Source organism: Pseudoalteromonas sp. PA2MD11 (assembly GCF_017808125.1).
GTDB lineage: Bacteria > Pseudomonadota > Gammaproteobacteria > Enterobacterales > Alteromonadaceae > Pseudoalteromonas > Pseudoalteromonas simplex.
This window is the reverse complement of record NZ_JADKNF010000004.1, coordinates 133,532-152,312: the sequence shown is the minus strand read 5'-3', so window position 1 is coordinate 152,312 and position 18,781 is coordinate 133,532. Positions and strand designations below refer to the sequence as shown.

At 41.0% G+C, this 18,781-nt stretch carries 17 protein-coding genes and 1 pseudogene; 14 read left to right on the top strand and 4 right to left on the bottom strand.

The window, feature by feature from the left end; all coding sequences use genetic code 11:
* From ISP07_RS07005 to trmB, 4 genes are read left to right on the top strand one after another with little or no spacing between them, the layout of a single operon-like run.
* Positions 1–624, top strand: a complete 624-nt coding sequence (locus ISP07_RS07005; protein WP_054551081.1) for a flavin prenyltransferase UbiX — start codon at positions 1–3, stop codon at positions 622–624.
* Positions 621–1,550 (top strand): ABC transporter ATP-binding protein, encoded by a 930-nt coding sequence (locus ISP07_RS07000; protein ID WP_209327189.1) that lies wholly within the window; start codon positions 621–623, stop codon positions 1,548–1,550. Before ISP07_RS07005 ends, ISP07_RS07000 begins: the two co-directional genes overlap by 4 nt.
* Positions 1,550–2,317, top strand: coding sequence for an ABC transporter permease (locus tag ISP07_RS06995; protein ID WP_063703120.1), 768 nt, complete (start codon positions 1,550–1,552; stop codon positions 2,315–2,317). The genes ISP07_RS07000 and ISP07_RS06995 overlap by 1 nt, the downstream gene beginning before the upstream one ends.
* Positions 2,317–2,982 (top strand): tRNA (guanine(46)-N(7))-methyltransferase TrmB, encoded by a 666-nt coding sequence (trmB, locus tag ISP07_RS06990; protein WP_209327188.1) that lies wholly within the window; start codon positions 2,317–2,319, stop codon positions 2,980–2,982. Before ISP07_RS06995 ends, trmB begins: the two co-directional genes overlap by 1 nt.
* On the opposite strand, the gene ISP07_RS06985 is transcribed toward trmB, so the two are convergent.
* On the bottom strand, positions 2,979–4,829 hold the full coding sequence (locus ISP07_RS06985; RefSeq protein ID WP_209327187.1) for an EAL domain-containing protein: 1,851 nt from the start codon (positions 4,827–4,829) through the stop codon (positions 2,979–2,981). The genes trmB and ISP07_RS06985 overlap by 4 nt on opposite strands.
* Positions 4,830–5,077: 248 nt before the next feature.
* Here ISP07_RS06985 and panP point away from each other — a divergent pair, with 248 nt between their 5' ends.
* Complete coding sequence (gene panP, locus ISP07_RS06980; protein ID WP_209327186.1) at positions 5,078–6,706, top strand: pyridoxal-dependent aspartate 1-decarboxylase PanP; 1,629 nt, start codon at positions 5,078–5,080, stop codon at positions 6,704–6,706.
* Between the two features lie 22 nt (positions 6,707–6,728).
* Here panP and argE read toward each other — a convergent pair whose 3' ends face one another.
* Positions 6,729–7,880 carry an acetylornithine deacetylase gene (gene argE / locus ISP07_RS06975; RefSeq protein ID WP_209327185.1) on the bottom strand — a complete coding sequence of 384 codons (1,152 nt, stop codon included), beginning with the start codon at positions 7,878–7,880 and terminating at the stop codon, positions 6,729–6,731.
* A 221-nt stretch (positions 7,881–8,101) separates the two neighbouring features.
* On the opposite strand from argE, the gene argC reads away from it, so the two are divergent.
* The 8 genes and pseudogenes from argC to ISP07_RS06935 all read left to right on the top strand — a co-directional run bounded on the left by argC (position 8,102) and on the right by ISP07_RS06935 (position 15,970).
* The gene (argC, locus tag ISP07_RS06970; RefSeq protein WP_209327184.1) at positions 8,102–9,112 is read left to right on the top strand and encodes an N-acetyl-gamma-glutamyl-phosphate reductase; all 1,011 of its coding nucleotides are present in this window, start codon (positions 8,102–8,104) and stop codon (positions 9,110–9,112) included.
* Entirely contained in the window at positions 9,112–9,873 is a 762-nt protein-coding gene (argB, locus tag ISP07_RS06965) for an acetylglutamate kinase (protein WP_209327183.1), read from the top strand. Before argC ends, argB begins: the two co-directional genes overlap by 1 nt.
* A 7-nt stretch (positions 9,874–9,880) precedes the next feature.
* Positions 9,881–10,801 (top strand): ornithine carbamoyltransferase, encoded by a 921-nt coding sequence (locus ISP07_RS06960; RefSeq protein WP_209327182.1) that lies wholly within the window; start codon positions 9,881–9,883, stop codon positions 10,799–10,801.
* A gap of 9 nt (positions 10,802–10,810) precedes the next feature.
* Positions 10,811–12,013, top strand: a complete 1,203-nt coding sequence (locus ISP07_RS06955) for an argininosuccinate synthase (RefSeq protein WP_054551091.1) — start codon at positions 10,811–10,813, stop codon at positions 12,011–12,013.
* A gap of 53 nt (positions 12,014–12,066) precedes the next feature.
* Positions 12,067–13,931 (top strand): annotated as a pseudogene (gene argH / locus ISP07_RS06950) (argininosuccinate lyase).
* 252 nt (positions 13,932–14,183) lie between these two features.
* A complete protein-coding gene (locus ISP07_RS06945) occupies positions 14,184–14,390 on the top strand; it encodes a hypothetical protein (protein WP_209327181.1) in 207 nt (68 codons plus the stop codon).
* A 13-nt stretch (positions 14,391–14,403) separates the two neighbouring features.
* A complete protein-coding gene (locus ISP07_RS06940; RefSeq protein ID WP_209327180.1) occupies positions 14,404–14,934 on the top strand; it encodes a hypothetical protein in 531 nt (176 codons plus the stop codon).
* A gap of 502 nt (positions 14,935–15,436) precedes the next feature.
* Positions 15,437–15,970 carry a hypothetical protein gene (locus ISP07_RS06935; RefSeq protein WP_209327179.1) on the top strand — a complete coding sequence of 178 codons (534 nt, stop codon included), beginning with the start codon at positions 15,437–15,439 and terminating at the stop codon, positions 15,968–15,970.
* Between the two features lie 9 nt (positions 15,971–15,979).
* On the opposite strand, the gene ISP07_RS06930 is transcribed toward ISP07_RS06935, so the two are convergent.
* Positions 15,980–17,356: a capsule assembly Wzi family protein gene (locus ISP07_RS06930; protein WP_209327178.1), complete on the bottom strand. Its 1,377-nt coding sequence runs from the start codon at positions 17,354–17,356 to the stop codon at positions 15,980–15,982.
* Positions 17,353–17,835 carry a pantetheine-phosphate adenylyltransferase gene (gene coaD / locus ISP07_RS06925; protein ID WP_209327177.1) on the bottom strand — a complete coding sequence of 161 codons (483 nt, stop codon included), beginning with the start codon at positions 17,833–17,835 and terminating at the stop codon, positions 17,353–17,355. Before coaD ends, ISP07_RS06930 begins: the two co-directional genes overlap by 4 nt.
* A 217-nt stretch (positions 17,836–18,052) precedes the next feature.
* On the opposite strand from coaD, the gene ISP07_RS06920 reads away from it, so the two are divergent.
* Positions 18,053–18,706, top strand: coding sequence for a TetR/AcrR family transcriptional regulator (locus tag ISP07_RS06920; RefSeq protein ID WP_054551100.1), 654 nt, complete (start codon positions 18,053–18,055; stop codon positions 18,704–18,706).
* Positions 18,707–18,781: the final 75 nt, after the last annotated feature.

Genomic DNA, 18,781 nt, shown 5'->3' with positions numbered 1-18,781 from the left:
ATGCAATTTAAAGATAAAATAACGTTAGCTTTTAGCGGTGCCTCTGGGGCTCCTTATGGCTTAAGGTTATTAGAAGTATTACTTGAACAGCAGTTTCAGGTGTATGTATTGATTTCAAGTGCGGCAAGAGTGGTCTTTGATACAGAATCGAATATCAAACTTTCGGGTAATGAAGACAAAGCGACAGAGCAACTGAGTACACTTTTTAATGCCGCTCCTGAGCAACTTAAAGTATTTGGTAAAGACAACTGGTTTAGTCCTGTTGCATCTGGCTCAGCCGCGCCGAAAAAAATGGTGGTATGCCCGTGTAGTGCAGGTTCAGTATCTGCAATTGCAGTCGGGGCGTCAGATAACTTACTCGAACGCGCCGCTGATGTGGTCATTAAAGAGCGTGGGCAGCTAATTTTAGTCCCGCGTGAAACGCCATTTAGCGAAATCCACCTTGAAAACATGCTGAAGCTAGCAAGGCTCGGCGTAACCATTATGCCTGCGGCTCCGGGGTTTTATCACCAGCCAGAGCAGATTTCAGATCTGGTTGATTTTATGGTGGCGAGAATTTTAGATCATTTAAACATTGAACATACTTTGACGAAACGTTGGGGTTATGGAGAGGGCAAACAGTGAGCGAAAAAACGATCGCATTAAATATTGAAGGCCTAAAAAAGGTTTATAAAAATGGTGTTGAAGCCGTAAAAGGCATTGATTTACAAGTTCAGCAAGGCGATTTCTTTGCTCTACTTGGACCAAACGGTGCTGGTAAATCAACCACTATTGGTGTTATTTCATCGTTAGTGAACAAAAGTGCCGGTCGTGTCCAGGTATTTGGTCACGATATTGATACAGACCTTGAAGCTGCTAAGTCTGAACTTGGCTTAGTACCGCAAGAATTTAATTTCAGTCAGTTTGAAACACTAAATCAAATCTTAGTTAACCAAGCAGGCTATTACGGTGTACCAAGAAAGCTGGCGCATGAGCGCGCTGAAAAATACTTAAAGCAGCTAGGCTTATTTGAGAAAAAAGATAAACAAGCGCGCACCCTTTCAGGTGGTATGAAACGCCGCTTAATGATTGCTCGTGCACTGATGCATGAACCTAAATTACTCATTTTAGATGAACCAACAGCGGGTGTTGATATTGAGCTGCGCCGCTCTATGTGGGATTTTCTTCGCGAGATAAATAAGCAAGGTGTGACCATCATCTTGACTACCCATTACCTTGAAGAGGCTGAGCTGTTATGTAAAAACATCGCGATTATCGACAGCGGTGTGATTGTTGAAAACACTACCATTAAAGCCTTACTTGCCAAGCTTGATAAAGAAACCTTTGTACTGGATTTAAAGCAACCTGTGCAGCCAATTAGCATCGACGGTTACAAATACATACTGACTGACGACCACACTTTAGAAGTTGAAGTGGCGAAGTCTCAGGGCTTAAACCAAGTATTTAGTGCGCTGACTGAACAAGGTAATACTGTGCTGAGTATGCGAAATAAAGCAAACCGTTTAGAAGAGCTGTTTGTAGGCTTATTAGAACAAGGGCGAGGCGAATAATGTTTAGATATGGAGTAGCGCTAAAAAGTATTTGGATCAAAGAGTGTATTCGCTTTTTACGTATTTGGGTGCAAACCTTAGTTCCGCCGGCAATCACGATGAGTCTGTATTTTGTGATTTTTGGTAATCTGATTGGTTCTCGTATCGGTGATATGGGTGGCTTTACTTATATGGAGTTTATTGTCCCGGGTCTGATTATGATGTCGGTGATCACCAACTCTTACTCGAATGTTGCTTCGAGTTTCTATTCGACTAAATTTCAAAAAAGCATTGAAGAGCTACTCGTTGCGCCAGTGCCAAATTATATCATTGTACTTGGTTATATGGGCGGTGGTATGACACGAGGTATGTTGGTTGGTTTAATTGTTACTTGTGTCTCTTTGCTATTTGTTGATATTCAAATTCATAATATTTTTGTGATTATGGCTACGGTTATTTTAACGTCGGCTGTGTTTGCATTAGGCGGACTTATCAATGCAATTTATGCTAATAGTTTTGATGATATTAGTATTATCCCGACCTTCATTTTAACGCCGCTGACTTATCTCGGTGGAGTGTTTTACTCTATCACCTTGTTGCCAGAATTTTGGCAAGGCGTATCGCAAGTAAACCCAATTATTTATATGGTGAATGCATTTAGATATGGTTTCTTAGGTGTGTCTGATGTCGACTTATCGGTAGCATTTGGTGTACTTGGTTTATTTATTGTGGGGTTATTTACCTTAGCATTAACCCTTATTAAACGTGGTGTGGGGCTTAGACACTAATGACGGATGCAAATTCGAGAAGTATTGTATCGAATCAACCTGGCTTACATGAAAAGCTAGACGAAATTGTTTTAAAGCACTTAAGTGCTGAATTTAAAAAGCCGATTGCAGAGCATACGCAAGCGGCTTTTGATCAGGTAAACGAAAAGGTGCAAGCGTTTGCAGGGCCTATTATTCTTGATTCCTGTTGTGGGGTAGGTGAAAGCACCGCAAACTTAGCAAAGCGCCACCCAGATGCGTTAGTGATTGGCATTGATAAATCATCACATCGTCTAGATAAGCATGATATCGAATACAAGCAAACAGATGCGGGGCAGTACATTTTAGTGCAAGCTGATTTAAACGATTTCTGGCGCTTGGCGGTGGCTGCAAACTGGCAACCTAGTCATCATTACCTGTTGTATCCAAATCCTTGGCCAAAAGCAAAGCACTTGCAAAGACGCTGGCACGGCGCTGCAATTTTTCCGTACATCGTTAAATTAGGCGGCCGCTTAGAGCTCAGAAGCAATTGGGATATATACGTTAAAGAGTTTGCCCGCTCATTAGAGCTTGCTGGACATAAGTGCGATGTTGAACTATATGAGAGTGATATTGCCATTACCCCATTCGAACGAAAGTACTGGGCCAGTGGTCAACAAAGCCACCGCTTGGTGATCAACCTTTAATGAATATAGGGAGTTGGCGGTGCAAAATGACTCCCTTGCATTAAAGTAACACCTGCACGAGCAAGCGCGTCTGCTATTTGTTCGTTATCAACTTGCTCAGCGATTACATCTAATTTTAGTTGCTGAGCGTATTTCACCAAGTTTTCAATAAACAGATAGTTATCTTTATTAGTATGAATTTGGCTTACCAATCCTTTATCTAATTTCAAGCCATCGATCTCAAGCTTCCTAATGTGAGGCAAGTTTGAAAAGCCTGCGCCAAATTCATTAATAAAAACCTGAGCACCTTTATTCTTTAAAGTGCTAATAAAGGTTTTTATTTCACCAAAGTAAGCAATCGCATCGCGTTCATGGAATTGAAAGATAATATTATGGGGTTGCGGATAACGCCTTAGCTGTAATTCAAAAAACTCGCTCAAGCTTGGGTCAAGGATATCCTGTGCGGTAATGTTGATACTCCAGCGTACATTGGTTTTCCTAAATTGCTCAATACAACGAGTAAATATGGTGCGTCTTAAAAGACCGTCCATACGTGAGCGTTTTAGTACCATCATAAAGTAATCAGGTGCGTGAATACGACCAGTTGAACTTACCATTCTGGCAAGGCATTGATAATGATCTACGGCCTTACTTTGGTTGTTATAAATTGCTTGAAAATAAGGCACTATGCGATTGTTATCGAAGGCTTCTTTGACTTCTTTAGCAAGGAAAACGTTACTTTTAAATTGTTCTTCAACTTGTTTAAAAACATTTTCATAGCGTATTAAACGCTGGTTGTTTAATTTGGCCTGCTGAAGTGCTATGTGGGCGTTTTCTATCAGTAATAATTTATTACCTGTAGCGACACCTGCGGATAAGCTGACATAAATAAACGGTTCTTTCAGTGCTGGGATCGCATTGTTAAAAGCGTTTATTACTTCGTCGATATTATGCTCATCAGTATGAGTACGTAATAATGCGATTTTATTGGTTGTTAAGCGGTAAATACCGCCATCACGAGGTATACGTGATTGAAAGTACCTTAGTATGTTAGCCATCACTTTATCACTCACTTCACTGCCATAAAAACTGCTGATGTCTTCAAGCTCGTTGATGATGATAATCGCCAATTCCATACGGTGTTTGGTCGTTTTCTTTATGTGATATTCAAGGGCAACATGATTAGCAAAGCCAGTGCGTGCGTCTGTTGATAGCGAGCGTTTAAGCTGTAAGAAATATAATCCTGCTATAAGTAATGCAATAAAGAAGAAAAAGCTACTGGTAACCATCGCCCTTGTAACGCTTTGCTGAAGCTGCTGGTTTAAGTCACTTATAGTAATGTCTGCGCCAGTTATATAAGTTTGGCCATTATCATCGACAAAAGTAACAAAGATACTTTTAAAATACCCCCATTGATCCTGCGATATTTCAAAAACGGGTTCGGTCGAATAAAAGGCTTCTTTGTTAAGTTCTGTCGCTTCGGGGTAGGCATCTAAAAACTGTGTGACACGACCAGTGTTTTGATCTTTTTGAGTGTAACTTGAGGCGCTAAAGTAGACTTTGTCATCGCGAAGGACCATTGCATACACATAAGCAAGTTGCATTTGCTTTGCGTATTCTGAAAGGGCAAGACTTTTTTCTTTGTAGGTAGAACTGGGAATAGGTAGACCAGCATTGACTGTATTATGGTAGTCATCACCTAGTATATGCTTGACACTGACCGCGGCATTTAGCAATTTGCTATCGATATTTGCCATGATCTCACTGCGGGTGGTTTCATAGGTATAATAGATATAGCCAAATAAACTAATAAAAAAAACGGCGAAACCATATAGCAGCCAGCTAGTTTTTTGCATTCCTTTGGGCATAAACGTTCCCTTTGCGGTTATCGTTTGATTATACTTAAAAAATACTTCTCTGATAGTATAAATTGACCGCAAATTTCATCAATAAATCATTTTTTTGTCATCGAAATTATGCCTTTTTAGCTTTATGCGAGACATTTTCGTGATATTCCAGTAAAGTTAGCCAATTTCGTAGCAACAGTGCCGCAAAAGTGTTCACCAAGATGTCCCATCATCAGGTGCATTTTTAGCTGCTAATTATGGGTATTAGGATGGATCAAAAGCGTTGTGCCGTCGCCTCCAAAGAAAGCTTGATTCGTATTTTTACGGTGCCAGAAGCACCAGACTCGACATTAAGTAAAATCGAATCTGAAATTTCTAGCAACTTAGCTGGGTTCTTAAATGAGAATATAGCTGCAATTGAAAAGCCTTTGCACGAAATTGAAAAAGACTTTCAAACGGCCACTATCCCAGAAGAGCCAACCTTTGTTTCTGATTATGCTCAAGATATTATGGAGCAGTTGGTTGCTCATTCAGTGCATACTGCTGCACCAAGCTTTATTGGTCACATGACCTCAGCGTTACCGCATTTTGTGTTACCGCTTTCTAAATTAATGGTCGGTCTAAACCAAAACCTAGTAAAAATTGAAACTTCAAAGGCATTTACGCCACTTGAAAGACAAGTTTTGGGCATGATGCATCACCTTGCTTATGGTGAAGACGACAGCTTTTATAGCAAATGGATGCACAGTGCGAAAACGTCATTAGGCGCATTCTGTTCAGGTGGCACTGTCGCTAACATTACCGCCTTATGGATTGCCCGCAACCGTTTATTAAAAGCCGATGGTGACTATAAAGGCATTGCTGCACAGGGTTTAATCGCGGGAATGCTGCACTATGGTTACAAAGGCTTAGCTGTGCTTGTTTCTGAGCGAGGCCATTACTCATTAGGCAAAACCGTTGATCTACTGGGTATTGGTCGCGATAACATTGTCGCAATCGCAACCGGCGAAAATAATAAAGTCGATGTCGATGCGATGCGTAAAAAGGCCCATGAGCTTGAAGCGTCTGGCATTAAGGTAATGGCACTTGTGGGTGTTGCTGGTACGACTGAAACGGGCAGCATAGATCCACTCAATGAAATGGCTGATTTAAGCGAAGAACTAGGTTGTCATTTTCATGTCGACGCTGCATGGGGCGGTGCAACCTTACTTTCTTCAAATTACCGTCACCTATTGAGCGGTATTGAGCGCGCTGATTCAATTACCATTGATGCTCACAAACAAATGTATGTGCCGATGGGCGCGGGGTTAGTGTTATTTAAAGACCCTGCTGCGACGGATGCTATTGAGCATCATGCGGAATATATTCTTCGTAAAGGCTCAAAAGATTTAGGCAGTCATACCCTTGAGGGCAGCCGCCCAGGTATGGCAATGTTAGTGCATGCTTGCTTACGTGTTATTGGTCGTAAAGGTTACGAGATGCTAATTGATCGCAGTATCGTGAAAGCGCGCACTTTTGCCGATATGATCAAGCAGGATGAAGATTTTGAATTAATCTCAGAGCCTGAACTTTGCCTATTAACCTATCGTTACGTACCAAAAGAAATCCAAGCGAAACTGAAAGATGCAGACGAAGAAACGAAATTAGATATTTACGCTTCGTTGAATCGCTTTACTGCAAGCATGCAAAAGCGTCAGCGTGAAGCGGGTCGCTCTTTTGTATCGCGTACACGTTTAACACCTGCAAAATATGACCATCAACCCACCGTGGTTTTTCGTGTTGTATTAGCCAACCCGTTAACCTCTAAAGCAATTCTAAAAGATATTTTAGCGGAGCAAAAAGAGCTGGCGAAAACCGACCCGGTATTTAAAAAATATTTAAGTAAGTATATGGATTAACAAAGGGAGCGTGATGCTCCCGTTATTCACTAAAGCAGCTTGCTTTGATCATGTTACTGATAATCGATTGCGAAGGTTTAATTTTTTCCATCGCCAAAAACTCATCTGGCTGGTGGGCTTGGTTAATTGAGCCCGGTCCCATTACAATGGTTTCGCAGCCAAGCTGTTGAATGAAAGGGGCTTCTGTACAATAGTTTACGGCGACAGCAGGTTGACCCGAGACTTTTTCGGCCAGCTTTACTAATGCTGTATCCGTGCTGCCGCTAAACGCAGGGATAGGTTCATGCATGTCGATAACACTCACTGCATTTGGGTATTGAGCATTAATTTCTTCTGCAGCAGTTAGCAAAATGGCTTGTAGTTCTTGCACACTTAAACCAGGTAAAGGCCGCATATCAATGTGCATTTCACAGCAGCCACAAATGCGGTTGGCATTGTCGCCACCATGAATATGGCCAAGGTTCAAGGTTGGGTACGGAATTTCAAAGTGCTCGACTGAATATTTATTCTTTAATTCTTCTTTGATGATTAACAATTTTGTAATCATTTTATGCATGACTTCGATGGCGTTTAAACCACGTTCAGGATCTGAACTATGGCCTGAGCGACCAATTACGCGGATCGCTGTACTCATATGACCTTTATGAGTAAATACCGGTGTCATATCTGTTGGCTCACCAATAATACAGCGCGCTGGTTTTAAGTCTGGGTGACGGCAAATTTGTTGCGCACCTGCCATTGTGGTTTCTTCATCGGCTGTGGCTAGGATTAAAAGTGGCTCTGTTTGCTTAGTTTCATCAAGCTCGCTGATAGCCTGTAGTACAAAGGCAAAAAAGCCTTTCATATCAATACTACCTAAGCCATAAAGTTTATTGTCATGCTCACTGAGTTTAAAAGGATCGTAATTCCAGCGGCTATCATCAAATGGCACAGTATCAGTATGACCTGCAAGCATTAAACCGCCATCTCCTTTACCGCGTTTAGCTAATAAGTTGTAACGGCCTTTGCCGTTTTCAAGCTCTGTGATTTCACATGTAAAACCCAGGCTTTCGCACCAGTCTGCGAGCAAGGTAATTACCCCTTTATTGCTCATGCACAAAGAATCTTCAATCGCACTAATTGAAGGGGCAGCAATTAGCTGCTGATACATAGATAAAAAAGAGGGTAGCGACATAAAAAAATCCAAAAATAATTATTCAATCTAATTGCATAACAATATAAAAGTATTTATGATGAATATCAATTCACTTTTTAAGCATAAATATTAGTAAAACTGAACGATGAACACGAAACGACGATAACCTGATTTCATTACCTTAGACAGTGTTTTTATTCGCAATTAAGCGAGTAATTTTAGGCGTATCGATAAATAGATTTAATAGGTAAAAGTAAGCAATGAATGTAGTGATTATTGGCGCAAGTGGTTATAGCGGCGCAGAGCTAGCAAGTTTAGTTGCTAAGCATCCAAAACTGACCCTACAAGCATGTTATGTGTCTGAAGGGAGTTTAGATAAAAGTAAATTATTAAGCGATTTATACCCTGAGCACCTTGGATTGTTAGAGTATCAACTACAACCTCTAACAGGCGAAGCGTATAAAGATATCGAAAACAATGCTGACTATGTATGCCTGTGTACAGATCACAAGGTTAGTGTTGATCTTGCTCCCCAATTTTTAGCCATGGGTAAAAAAGTATTCGACCTATCTGGTGGTTTCCGTTTAGCTGGGAATGAGGATTACCTAACTTATTACGGTTTCGCACATGAACATCCTGCGCTTTTAGAGCAAGCAGCGTATGGTTTAGCTGAATGGAATAGCGATGCAATTAGTAAAGCAAACCTTGTTGCTGTAGCGGGTTGTTACCCAACAGCAGCACTTAATTCTTTAAAACCACTTAAAGAAGCGGGTTTATTAGCTGATCAAGCCATTATTGTTAATGCGGTGTCAGGTGTTACAGGCGCTGGTAGAAAAGCCAGTGTTAACACGCACTTTTGCGAAGTGTCACTTGCTCCTTATGGCTTGTTTAACCACAGACACACACCAGAGATTGAACAGCACCTTGGTCACCCTGTGTTATTCACCCCACATTTAGGTAACTTTCCCCGTGGAATTTTAGAAACTATTTATGTGCAATTAAAACCAGGCGTGACAGCAGAGCAAGTGAACGCGGCTTATCAAGTATTAGCAAACGAGCCGTTAATTCGTTTACTTGGCAATAAAATTCCAAGCATTAAAGGTGTTGCTAAACAACCATTTGTTGATATTGCATGGCAGCAAAAAGGTGAGCAACTCATCGTTATGTCAGCGATTGATAACCTATTAAAAGGTGCAGCTGGGCAAGCATTACAGTGTATTAATTTAGCCATGGGTGAACCTCACCATACTGGTTTAGTAGGAGCACTGTAATGAAAACTTGGATCATTAAAGTCGGTGGTGCTGTGTTAAATAGCGCAGATGCCGCAAAAGCGCTTTTTGATGTTTTAGCTTCTGAGCAACAAGATAACTTTGTGATTGTTCATGGTGGTGGTGCCTTGGTGGATGCTTGGCTTAAAGACGCCGGCTTTGTAACTGCAAAACATCAAGGTTTACGTATCAGCCCAAATGAGCAAATGCCTTATATTGTTGGTGCCCTTGCAGGATGTGCCAATAAACAATTGATAAGCCAAGCAATCAGCGCTGGTCACAAACCTGTGGGTTTAAGCCTTTATGAAGCGGGTGTACTGGTATCTGAAAAACTTAAAGTATTGGCGCAAGTAGGTCAGTGCTCAGGTAGTTGTGACAGCGTGCTACCTAGCATGCTTGAACAAGGTCGTTTACCCCTAGTGAGCTCTATTGGCTTTGGAGAAGATGGCCAATGGTACAACGTCAATGCTGATGAAGCCGCAGCGGCTATCGCTAAAGAGCTTGATGCAGAACTTATTTTTATGACTGACGTAGAAGCTGTGCTTGATGCTAATAAGCAGCCACTACATCAACTTAATACGCAGCAAATCGAATCACTTATTTTTGAAGGAGTTATTCAGGGCGGGATGGAGGTCAAAGTAAAGACCAGTCTTCTTGCTGCCCAACATTTACGACGTGGTGTGTATATTTCAAGCTGGCTAAAGCCAGAGAACTTAGTCGCTTTATTAAAAGGCGAGCATGTAGGAACGAAAATTACACCATAGGTATTTCATGTTAAAGAATTTCTTAAATGGTCTTGAGTTAGACCAAAAAGGCGCACTAAAATTACTAAACTTAGCGCAAAAAATTAAAGCAAACCCAGCAGACTTCAGCCAAGCATTAGCGGGCAAATCAGTGGTTACCTTGTTCGAAAAACCCAGCTTACGTACCCGTTTATCATTTGATATTGGTATTAATAAATTAGGCGGTCATGCGGTTTATTTAGATTCACAAAATGGTGCCATGGGCGCTCGTGAATCAGTTAAAGATTTTGCCCTTAATATCTCAACTTGGGCAGATGGCATTGTTGCTCGCGTGAATGCACACAAAACACTGACCACGCTTGCTGAATATTCATCGGTGCCTGTTGTTAATAGCTTATGTGACTTATATCACCCGTGCCAAGCGCTTGCTGACTTTTTAACGCTGCAAGAAGTGCATGGCGATGTTAACAAACTAAAGCTTGCTTACCTAGGTGAAGGTAACAACGTCACACACTCTCTAATGTTATTAGCTGCCACTTTAGGCACTGATTTTGTTGCAGTTTGTCCTAAAGGCAGTTCACCAGATTCACAAATTCTCAAGCAAGCAGAGCAAATTGCAGCAATGAATGGTGCGTCTGTTATGGTGAGTGACAGAATTGAGGCGGCAGTTGGCGCAAATGCAGTCTATGCTGATACCTGGGTTTCAATGGGTGATAAAACACCGCTTGAGCAGGTAAAAGCTAAATATATGCCTTATCAGCTTAACCAAGCCCTATTAGAGAAAACCGGTGCGCAGACTGTACTTCACTGTCAGCCAGCGCATCGTGAGTTTGAAATTACCTCTGAGGTAATGGATGGTCCAGCATCAAAAATTATTCAACAAGCAGAGAATCGTATGCACGCGCAAAACGCTCTACTTGTCACATTATTAAATCCAAATTTTGTTTAAGGAACACCAATGAGTTCAATTAAAAAAGTCGTATTAGCCTATTCTGGTGGTCTTGATACATCGGCAATCGTGCCATGGTTAAAAGAAAACTACGGCTGTGAAGTAATCGCGTTTGTTGCTGATGTAGGTCAAGGCGCAGAAGAGCTTGAAGGCGTTGAAGAAAAAGCCATTGCTTCAGGTGCGTCGGAATGCCATATCGTAGACTTAAAAGACGAAATGGTCAGTGATTATATTTACCCAACTTTAAAAACGGGTTCTATTTACGAAGGCACTTATTTACTAGGTACGTCTATGGCGCGTCCAATCATTGCTAAAGCGCAGGTTGAAATTGCCCGTAAAGTAGGCGCTGATGCGCTTTCACATGGTTGTACTGGTAAAGGTAACGATCAGGTGCGTTTTGAGTCATGTTTCGCAGCCCTTGCACCAGATCTAAAAGTGATTGCACCATGGCGTGAGTGGGACTTATCAAGCCGTGAATCATTACTTGATTACTTAGCTGAGCGTAATATTCCGTGCTCTGCGTCAGCTACAAAAATTTATAGCCGTGATGCTAATGCTTGGCACATTTCTCACGAAGGTGGTGAGCTTGAAGATCCATGGTGCCAACCAAGTGATCAAGTATGGACATGGACTAACTCGCCTGAGCAAGCACCTAATGAAGCAGAATATGTAACATTAAACGTTGTTGAAGGTGAAGTGGTTGCTGTTAACGGTGAGTCATTAAAACCATATGACTGCTTAGTTAAATTAAATGACATTGCTGCGCCGCATGGTGTGGGTCGTGTTGATATCGTAGAAAACCGTTTAGTGGGTATGAAGTCGCGTGGCTGTTATGAGACACCAGGAGGCACTGTGATCATGGCTGCTCTTCAAGCGATTGACGAGTTAGTGCTAGATAAATCAAGCCGTAAATGGAAAGAAGTGCTTGGTGGTGAGTTCTCTCATTTAGTCTATGATGGTCGTTGGTTTACACCATTAAAAGACTCGATTCTTGCAGGTGCTGAATCACTGTCTAAGTTAGCAACGGGTGAAGTAGTGCTTAAGCTTTATAAAGGCCAAGTCACTGCAGTACAGAAAAAATCACCGAATAGCTTATACAGCGAAGACTTTGCAACCTTCGGTGAAGATGATGTATATGACCAATCACATGCTGAAGGCTTCATTCGTTTATTCTCGCTATCAAGCAGAATCTCAGCACTAACGAAAAAGTAATTTAATTATTGCCCTGCACGAGCAGGGCAATAGCCGAATTTGGAGACAGTTCAATGGCACTATGGGGCGGACGTTTTTCTACGGGTCCAGATGAAGCGTTTAAACAATTCAACGATTCACTTCCTTTTGATTATCAACTTGCAGAGCAAGACATTATTGGTTCAGTTGCTTGGGCAGGGGCGTTAAAACAAGTTAACGTACTTAATCAGCAAGAATACGATGACCTCGTTGCAGCACTTAATAAGTTGCTAGATGAGGTTAAAGCAAACCCACAAGCAGTCGCTGTAGCAGGGCATGAAGACATTCATTCTTATGTTGAATCAGCACTGATTGATAAAGTGGGCGACCTTGCTAAAAAACTTCATACCGGTCGTAGTCGTAATGACCAAGTTGCAACCGATTTCCGCTTGTGGTGTCGTGATACTGCTGAGCATATCCTTGAGGCAATTGCAGAGCTCAAAGGTGAGTTTATTGCCTTAGCTGAGCGTGAGCTAGGTACTATTTTACCAGGTTACACACACTTACAGCGCGCACAACCTGTGTTATTTAGTCATTGGTGTATGGCCTATGTTGAAATGCTTGAGCGTGATGAGAGCCGTTTAACCGACGCCAAGAACCGTATGAATTATTGTCCACTTGGTAGTGGTGCTTTAGCCGGAACGGCGTACCCAATTGATAGGCAAATTCTTGCCGAAGGGTTAGGTTTTACCGGCGCAACACGTAATAGCCTTGACGCCGTTTCTGACCGTGACTTTGTGGTTGAGCTATTAAGCTGCGCATCGATTTCGATGATCCACTTATCGCGCATGGCAGAAGACTTAATTTTTTATAACTCGGGTGAAGCGGGCTTTATTGAGCTTTCTGATGGGGTAACATCAGGCTCTTCTCTTATGCCACAAAAGAAAAACCCGGATGCTCTTGAGTTAATTCGTGGTAAAACGGGCCGTGTATTTGGTGCATTCAGTGCCATGATGATGACACTTAAAGCACTACCACTTGCTTACAATAAAGATATGCAAGAGGACAAAGAAGGCTTATTTGATGCGATGCCAACTTGGCTGGCATGTATTCATATGGCGCAGGCATGCATTAAAGGTATTAAAGTTAATGCAGAGAGAACATTAGCGGCAGCAAAAGGCGGCCACTCAAATGCGACTGAGCTTGCTGACTATTTAGTGGCTAAAGGTATTCCATTTAGAGAAGGTCATCACATTGTTGGTACGCTCGTGCAAATGGCTATTGCACAAGGGAATAACTTAGAAGATTTAAGTTTAGAGCAATTTAAGTCTGTGCATAGCATTTTCGAATCAGATGTATATCCTGTATTAGAAATAGACGCGTGTATTAAAGCAAGACAAGCGCTGGGTGGTACGTCACTTGAGCAAGTAACAAGCGCCATTAAATACGCAAAAAAAAACAGCAAATAGCGGTACGTGACGCAACCTTAAATGATGTTGAGTCAATCGCTAAGCTTATTCAGCATTGGGCAACGGTAGGTGAAAACCTACCACGGGCTAAGAGCGACATGATTCACTCAATTAATGAGTTTGCTGTCACTGAAGTTGAAAACCAAGTTGCTGGCTGTGCCTCGCTTTATATTTACGATACCGGCCTTGCTGAAATTCGCTCGCTCGGGGTGGACCCCGAATCACGAATTGCCGGGCAGGGACGTCAACTTGTTGAACATTTGCTAAAAAAAGCCAAAAGCTTGGCGCTTAGTCGGGTAATTGTTCTGACAAGAGCGCCAGAATTTTTTGCAAGCCAAGGTTTCAGCTTTTGTAGCAAAGACAGTTTGCCAGAAAAAGTGATCAAAGATTGTGAGCTTTGCCTTCGTAAAGATAATTGCGATGAAGTGGCAATGGAATATATTTTAAAGCCAAGTAATAGCGCGGTGATCCCGTGTAAACACCTGGCTTAATTTTCCCTGGATAGGAAAAACGCACGGTTACCCCTGTGCGTTTTTTTATGTCTGAAATTTAGATTTACTGACTTTTATGATCAAAATGATCAACTTTTGTAAAAGTTGGATCGTTAATTGCTTCTATTATCAATGCGGTGGCAACGTCGCGATGAAGTATAAAAAAGCGTCAAAAAAATGAGAACGCTTAACTCAGCTTGCAAGCTATTGTAAGCTGTACTGAAAAAACAATTAACTTAAAGGAATTAACTTATGCAAGTTTCAAACAATAGCCAATTGCAAATGCAAGCTTACAGCCAAATGCAACAAACAAAGCCTGCTTTGGAACAAACTACTAGTAATAAAACCCTGCAATCTGATACAGTAACTTTATCAAAAGAAGCGCTGTCTTTATCAGGTGGTGTAGAGATTCAACGTGGCGGTGGTATCATTATTGATCCAGATAAAAGGCCACAATAAAAATGGATAGTCGATGTTTTTGACAGATCATTTCGGTTTATCATTAGGAGCCCTAGTGGTTTGGGGCTTCATGATGGCTTTTTTCTTTAATATCTTTTTATATACAGCTACTCCGAAGAAAAATCTAATTTTATTATTTTCTTCTTTTATAATGTTTATCTCTTACTTTTCAAGTGATTCTTTCTTTTCTTGGTTCTCAACAACAGAAACTTACCTTCACTGGGCTGTCTGGGATTTAGTGACACTCTCTTTAATTCTTCTTTTTGCTAAATTTATAAAAAACCAAAAACCGACAGCTTTTTATTACGTTTGTACAGGGTTGTTAGTTAATACAGTATTGTTCCTTGCTATCTACTACGATATTTATGTCAAATACACAAAAGAGCCTTGGATTCTTTGGGATATATACTCTTTTGGAGTAAACATCGCAGATTTTGTGATGATAGTAGCACTGATAGTCGATAGAGACTTCTTAGGTTTAGTTAAACTTAAGGCATGTCTTTCAAGCTTACTTAAACACAAGGTTGCCCACCCTCAAGCTTAAATTATGTATATAGATGCTTTTTTGGGGGACTTATTAGGGGCCTTCATCGAGTGGGGCTTCTTGATGGCCTTTTTATTTAACTTAGCGGTTAATATTAATAAAACAGATAGTAGAGTTCTTGTTTTATCTTTTATTATGATGATTTCATACTTCATCAGTGGCTTCGTTAAGCTCTCTATTTATAGTTATCTGAACTGGTTTTACTTTGACTTACTAACTATAGCAGTGGTCTTATATTGGATGTACTGTGCCAAGGTAGCAAACTTTTTCGGAACAACATACATCCTTTTAGGACTTATTCTCAACTCCATTCTAATGTTATCGATATACATAGATATTTTTATTTACGAAAACAAGTCAGAGTGGTTTCTTTGGACCTTGTACTCATTTGGCGTAAATACCATTGATGTAATTATGATTCTCGTACTGCTTTTTAATAAGGATTTTCTAAAGCTTCATCATGTAGTAGGGAGAAGTTTTTCAAACGAAAAGGTTAAGAGCTTTGGCTGAGTTTCACAAGTATGTAAGTGCTTATCTAGCAACATTTATTATGTGGGGCTTTCTGATGGCTTTCCTATATAACATGGTTAGTAAGTCAATCGTGCCCAATGGTGACAAAACTTTAATGTGGATTTCGCTAACAATGTTTTTGTCTTATTTAGCCTCAGATCCACTAACCTCAGCTACTTTTCAGATTGAGTCGATGAGTTATGCAACTGCCTATGTAGTTTGGACAGCTCTAGATCTAACTTGTATTGGTGCAATACTGCTGATAACTAAGGATAAATCGATCTATAGTTACCCTGCAAAACTCTATGTAATATTAGGTTTATTAATTAACTGTTCTCTTTTTATCAGTATGTATGTAGATATTAATATACTTGAGAATACAGAAGAGTGGTGGTTATGGGGCTTTTATACGGTTACAGTCAATATTGTGGATGCAATGATGCTCATCGCTCTTTTCAGTAATAAAGACTTTCTAGGGCTTGTGAAGCTATATAGGCGAGTTCGAGGCCAAGCTGAACCAGCTTGACCTCATTAGTTAGAAACGGAATTCCCAACTGGTTCTAAGGGCTGTGTTTGTTTCTGACTCATCGCCTATTTCATCTTTTGAAATAAGCCCCGTCACTTTCCACAGACCATTAAAGACAGATTGTTGATAACCGAGTTCCAACTGTAGCTGACTCATATCTGATGCGAGCTCAGCTTGCGCTGCTTCGCTTTCAATCCAACGAAGCTTGGCATGGCCACCATAACCATTTAGAGTGTGGTAATAGGCGCCAAGGATAGCAGATTTACTTTGTCGTGGTGTTGAGCTGCCAATTAAACGTGAGCGTTGTGTATAGCTACCAGAGCCATATACGCAATCACTAATTTGCTCACAAGTTTGCTCTGTATTGGAGTATTCAAAGTAGCTTTTTAATAGACTTTCTTTCGAGCCAAAATAGCTTTCAACACCCAGCGTATAAAATGGCTCACTCGGTGCTAAACCTCTTTCATTTCGACCCATTACTTCAGCATAAAATGCCACAGGTTGCGCCGCTAAAGAGGTTGAGTACTTAACATCTAAGCTAGTTAAACGGTGTGTTGATTCACTGCTTTCGAGTGTAACAGGGTCAATTTCTAAGTTAGTTAAATAATCAGAGCCTGCACTGTTAATTGCTATTTCAAGGCCTGTTAATGGCGTACTTGCAAATCGGAGCGCCCAAAAGTCACCGTCATCTGAGCTATTTAGATATGGCTTTTGTTTGGCGTAAATACCCGTTAACTGCCAGTTACCGATAAATGATAACCAACTTGGGCCTACATATTGTGTATTTGCTCTGGTAAAGCGCACGCCTTTCATTGGCGCCGCATTATTTGATAGTAGCAGGGCGTTATCGTTACTTGGCCCCCACCAATGGCTTACTTGCTCTGCACTAAGTGACCAATTACCCAGGAGTACGGCTAAATAGCTATCTTGGTAAGTAACATACTGCTTATCAAGGGCGTCATCGGCGTAATTTACACTGACTTTAGCGCTAACACGCTTCCCTGTGATTGAACCATAACTATTTACACCGCTTTCTTGCTGGTGGCGTTTACCAAACCCTTGCTGAGACAGTGGCTCGCTGTTGTAGTTTAGGCGAATACCTGAACTAGTTTTTTGCTTTGCATTATCAAGGGCATGTTTTACATGCTGATACGCAAATAAGCTTTGCTCATCAAGTTGGCTGGTATTGGCAACTTCTAGGTCCCGTGCGATACCTTGCCACATTAATGGGTAGCTATTAATAGGCTGTTTAATAATGCCTTGGTTAAATAGCATTTCGATTGAAGCGCGAAGCAGTGGGTCGTCACTTTCTATCCATGGCCCAGCAACACTTGGCGCAGAGATCATTAGTAATGCAGTTAAGCTAATGAACTTTTTTAATTTCATCCGTGAATTTTATCCTGTAAGGCTTTGGCTACAATAGGGTCAACAAACTCGCTCACATCGCCATTGTGGCGTGCAACTTCTTTAACTAGAGTTGATGATATAAACGAATTCTTTTCTGCTGGTGTTAAAAATACACTTTCTAAATCAGGGTTTAGACGACGATTCATATTAGCTAACTGAAATTCATAGTCAAAGTCAGACACAGCACGAATACCGCGAATAAGTACTTCGGCTTTATGGTCGCGAGCTAAATCAGCCAATAAGCCAGAAAAACCAATTACATTCACGTTATCAAGGTGCGCTAAAATCTTATTAGCAAGTTCAACACGCTCATCAAGGGTAAAGCAAGGTTGTTTACTAGGATTATGCGCAATGGCAACAATCACTTTATCGAACATTTTTGCCGCGCGATGAATTAAGTCTGTATGGCCATTTGTAAGTGGGTCGAAAGTGCCCGGATAGATTGCAGTAACGTTCATAACTATCAGCGATTTATAAATTTGCTTGCTATATTAACAGTGTTTTCTCGACTATGCAGCTTAGAAAATACGCGTATCGGATTAGGAACCTTCACCTATATAAGGTACTAAGCCGATTGAGGTTAATATTTTTCAAGGTAGTATTTAATTGTCGCGCATTTGTTTATACTGCTCGGCTGGGGACCGTAATAATCATAAAAAACAGAGTAAATAGGCTATGAGCACAAAGGACAAGATCATACACACCAGCATCGAATTATTTAATCGCCACGGTGAGCGTGCCATAACAACTAACCATATTGCTTCGCATATGGGGATAAGCCCAGGTAACTTGTATTATCACTTTAAAAATAAAGAAGATATTATTCGCCACATATTTGCTTTGTATAGCGACCATTTACATACCCACTTTAAGCCACTGACTCCTGACGATGATGCACTAGAAAACCTAGCGGGCTATCTTGATTCGCTATTTGAACTTATGTGGCGTTTTCAGTTTTTCTACGACAACTTAGGCGATATTTTATCTCGTGATGAAGAGCTGAAAAAAGGCTACATTGCGTTTCAAGCAGAGCTTTTGGAGCAAGTAAAAGAGGTACTTTTTGCATTACGAGAAGGCGGTATCATTTGTATTGAAGATGAAGATGTTACAGAGCTTGCGCATATGCTTAAAATGACCGTGAGCTTTTGGACACCTTACATCAAAGCTCGCCGCTTAAGCGGCGAACTTGCCAGAGCCGATATTTATAACGGTATTTTAAAGGTATTGTTGCTATTAAAAGCCCATTGCACCGAGCAACACTTAGAGCAAGTAAATCAATTAAGGGCAAAGTATTTAGCCCTTGCTGAAACAGAGCAAAGCGAACTATAACCCCGCAAAGCAGTTTATTTCCTAGACGCTATAATTTTTGTTATAATCGCGCGCCCTTGAGGTTGCTATACCTTA

Coding starts and splice junctions, on each gene's coding strand:
- argC (WP_209327184.1), top strand. CDS start 8,102: ATGAATGTAGTGATTATTGGCGCAAGTGGTTATAGCGGCGCAGAGCTA.
- ISP07_RS06985 (WP_209327187.1), bottom strand. CDS start 4,829: ATGCCCAAAGGAATGCAAAAAACTAGCTGGCTGCTATATGGTTTCGCC.
- ISP07_RS06930 (WP_209327178.1), bottom strand. CDS start 17,356: ATGAAATTAAAAAAGTTCATTAGCTTAACTGCATTACTAATGATCTCT.
- panP (WP_209327186.1), top strand. CDS start 5,078: ATGGATCAAAAGCGTTGTGCCGTCGCCTCCAAAGAAAGCTTGATTCGT.
- argE (WP_209327185.1), bottom strand. CDS start 7,880: ATGTCGCTACCCTCTTTTTTATCTATGTATCAGCAGCTAATTGCTGCC.
- argB (WP_209327183.1), top strand. CDS start 9,112: ATGAAAACTTGGATCATTAAAGTCGGTGGTGCTGTGTTAAATAGCGCA.
- ISP07_RS06945 (WP_209327181.1), top strand. CDS start 14,184: ATGCAAGTTTCAAACAATAGCCAATTGCAAATGCAAGCTTACAGCCAA.
- ISP07_RS07005 (WP_054551081.1), top strand. CDS start 1: ATGCAATTTAAAGATAAAATAACGTTAGCTTTTAGCGGTGCCTCTGGG.
- ISP07_RS06920 (WP_054551100.1), top strand. CDS start 18,053: ATGAGCACAAAGGACAAGATCATACACACCAGCATCGAATTATTTAAT.
- coaD (WP_209327177.1), bottom strand. CDS start 17,835: ATGAACGTTACTGCAATCTATCCGGGCACTTTCGACCCACTTACAAAT.
- ISP07_RS06995 (WP_063703120.1), top strand. CDS start 1,550: ATGTTTAGATATGGAGTAGCGCTAAAAAGTATTTGGATCAAAGAGTGT.
- ISP07_RS06955 (WP_054551091.1), top strand. CDS start 10,811: ATGAGTTCAATTAAAAAAGTCGTATTAGCCTATTCTGGTGGTCTTGAT.
- trmB (WP_209327188.1), top strand. CDS start 2,317: ATGACGGATGCAAATTCGAGAAGTATTGTATCGAATCAACCTGGCTTA.
- ISP07_RS06960 (WP_209327182.1), top strand. CDS start 9,881: ATGTTAAAGAATTTCTTAAATGGTCTTGAGTTAGACCAAAAAGGCGCA.
- ISP07_RS06940 (WP_209327180.1), top strand. CDS start 14,404: ATGTTTTTGACAGATCATTTCGGTTTATCATTAGGAGCCCTAGTGGTT.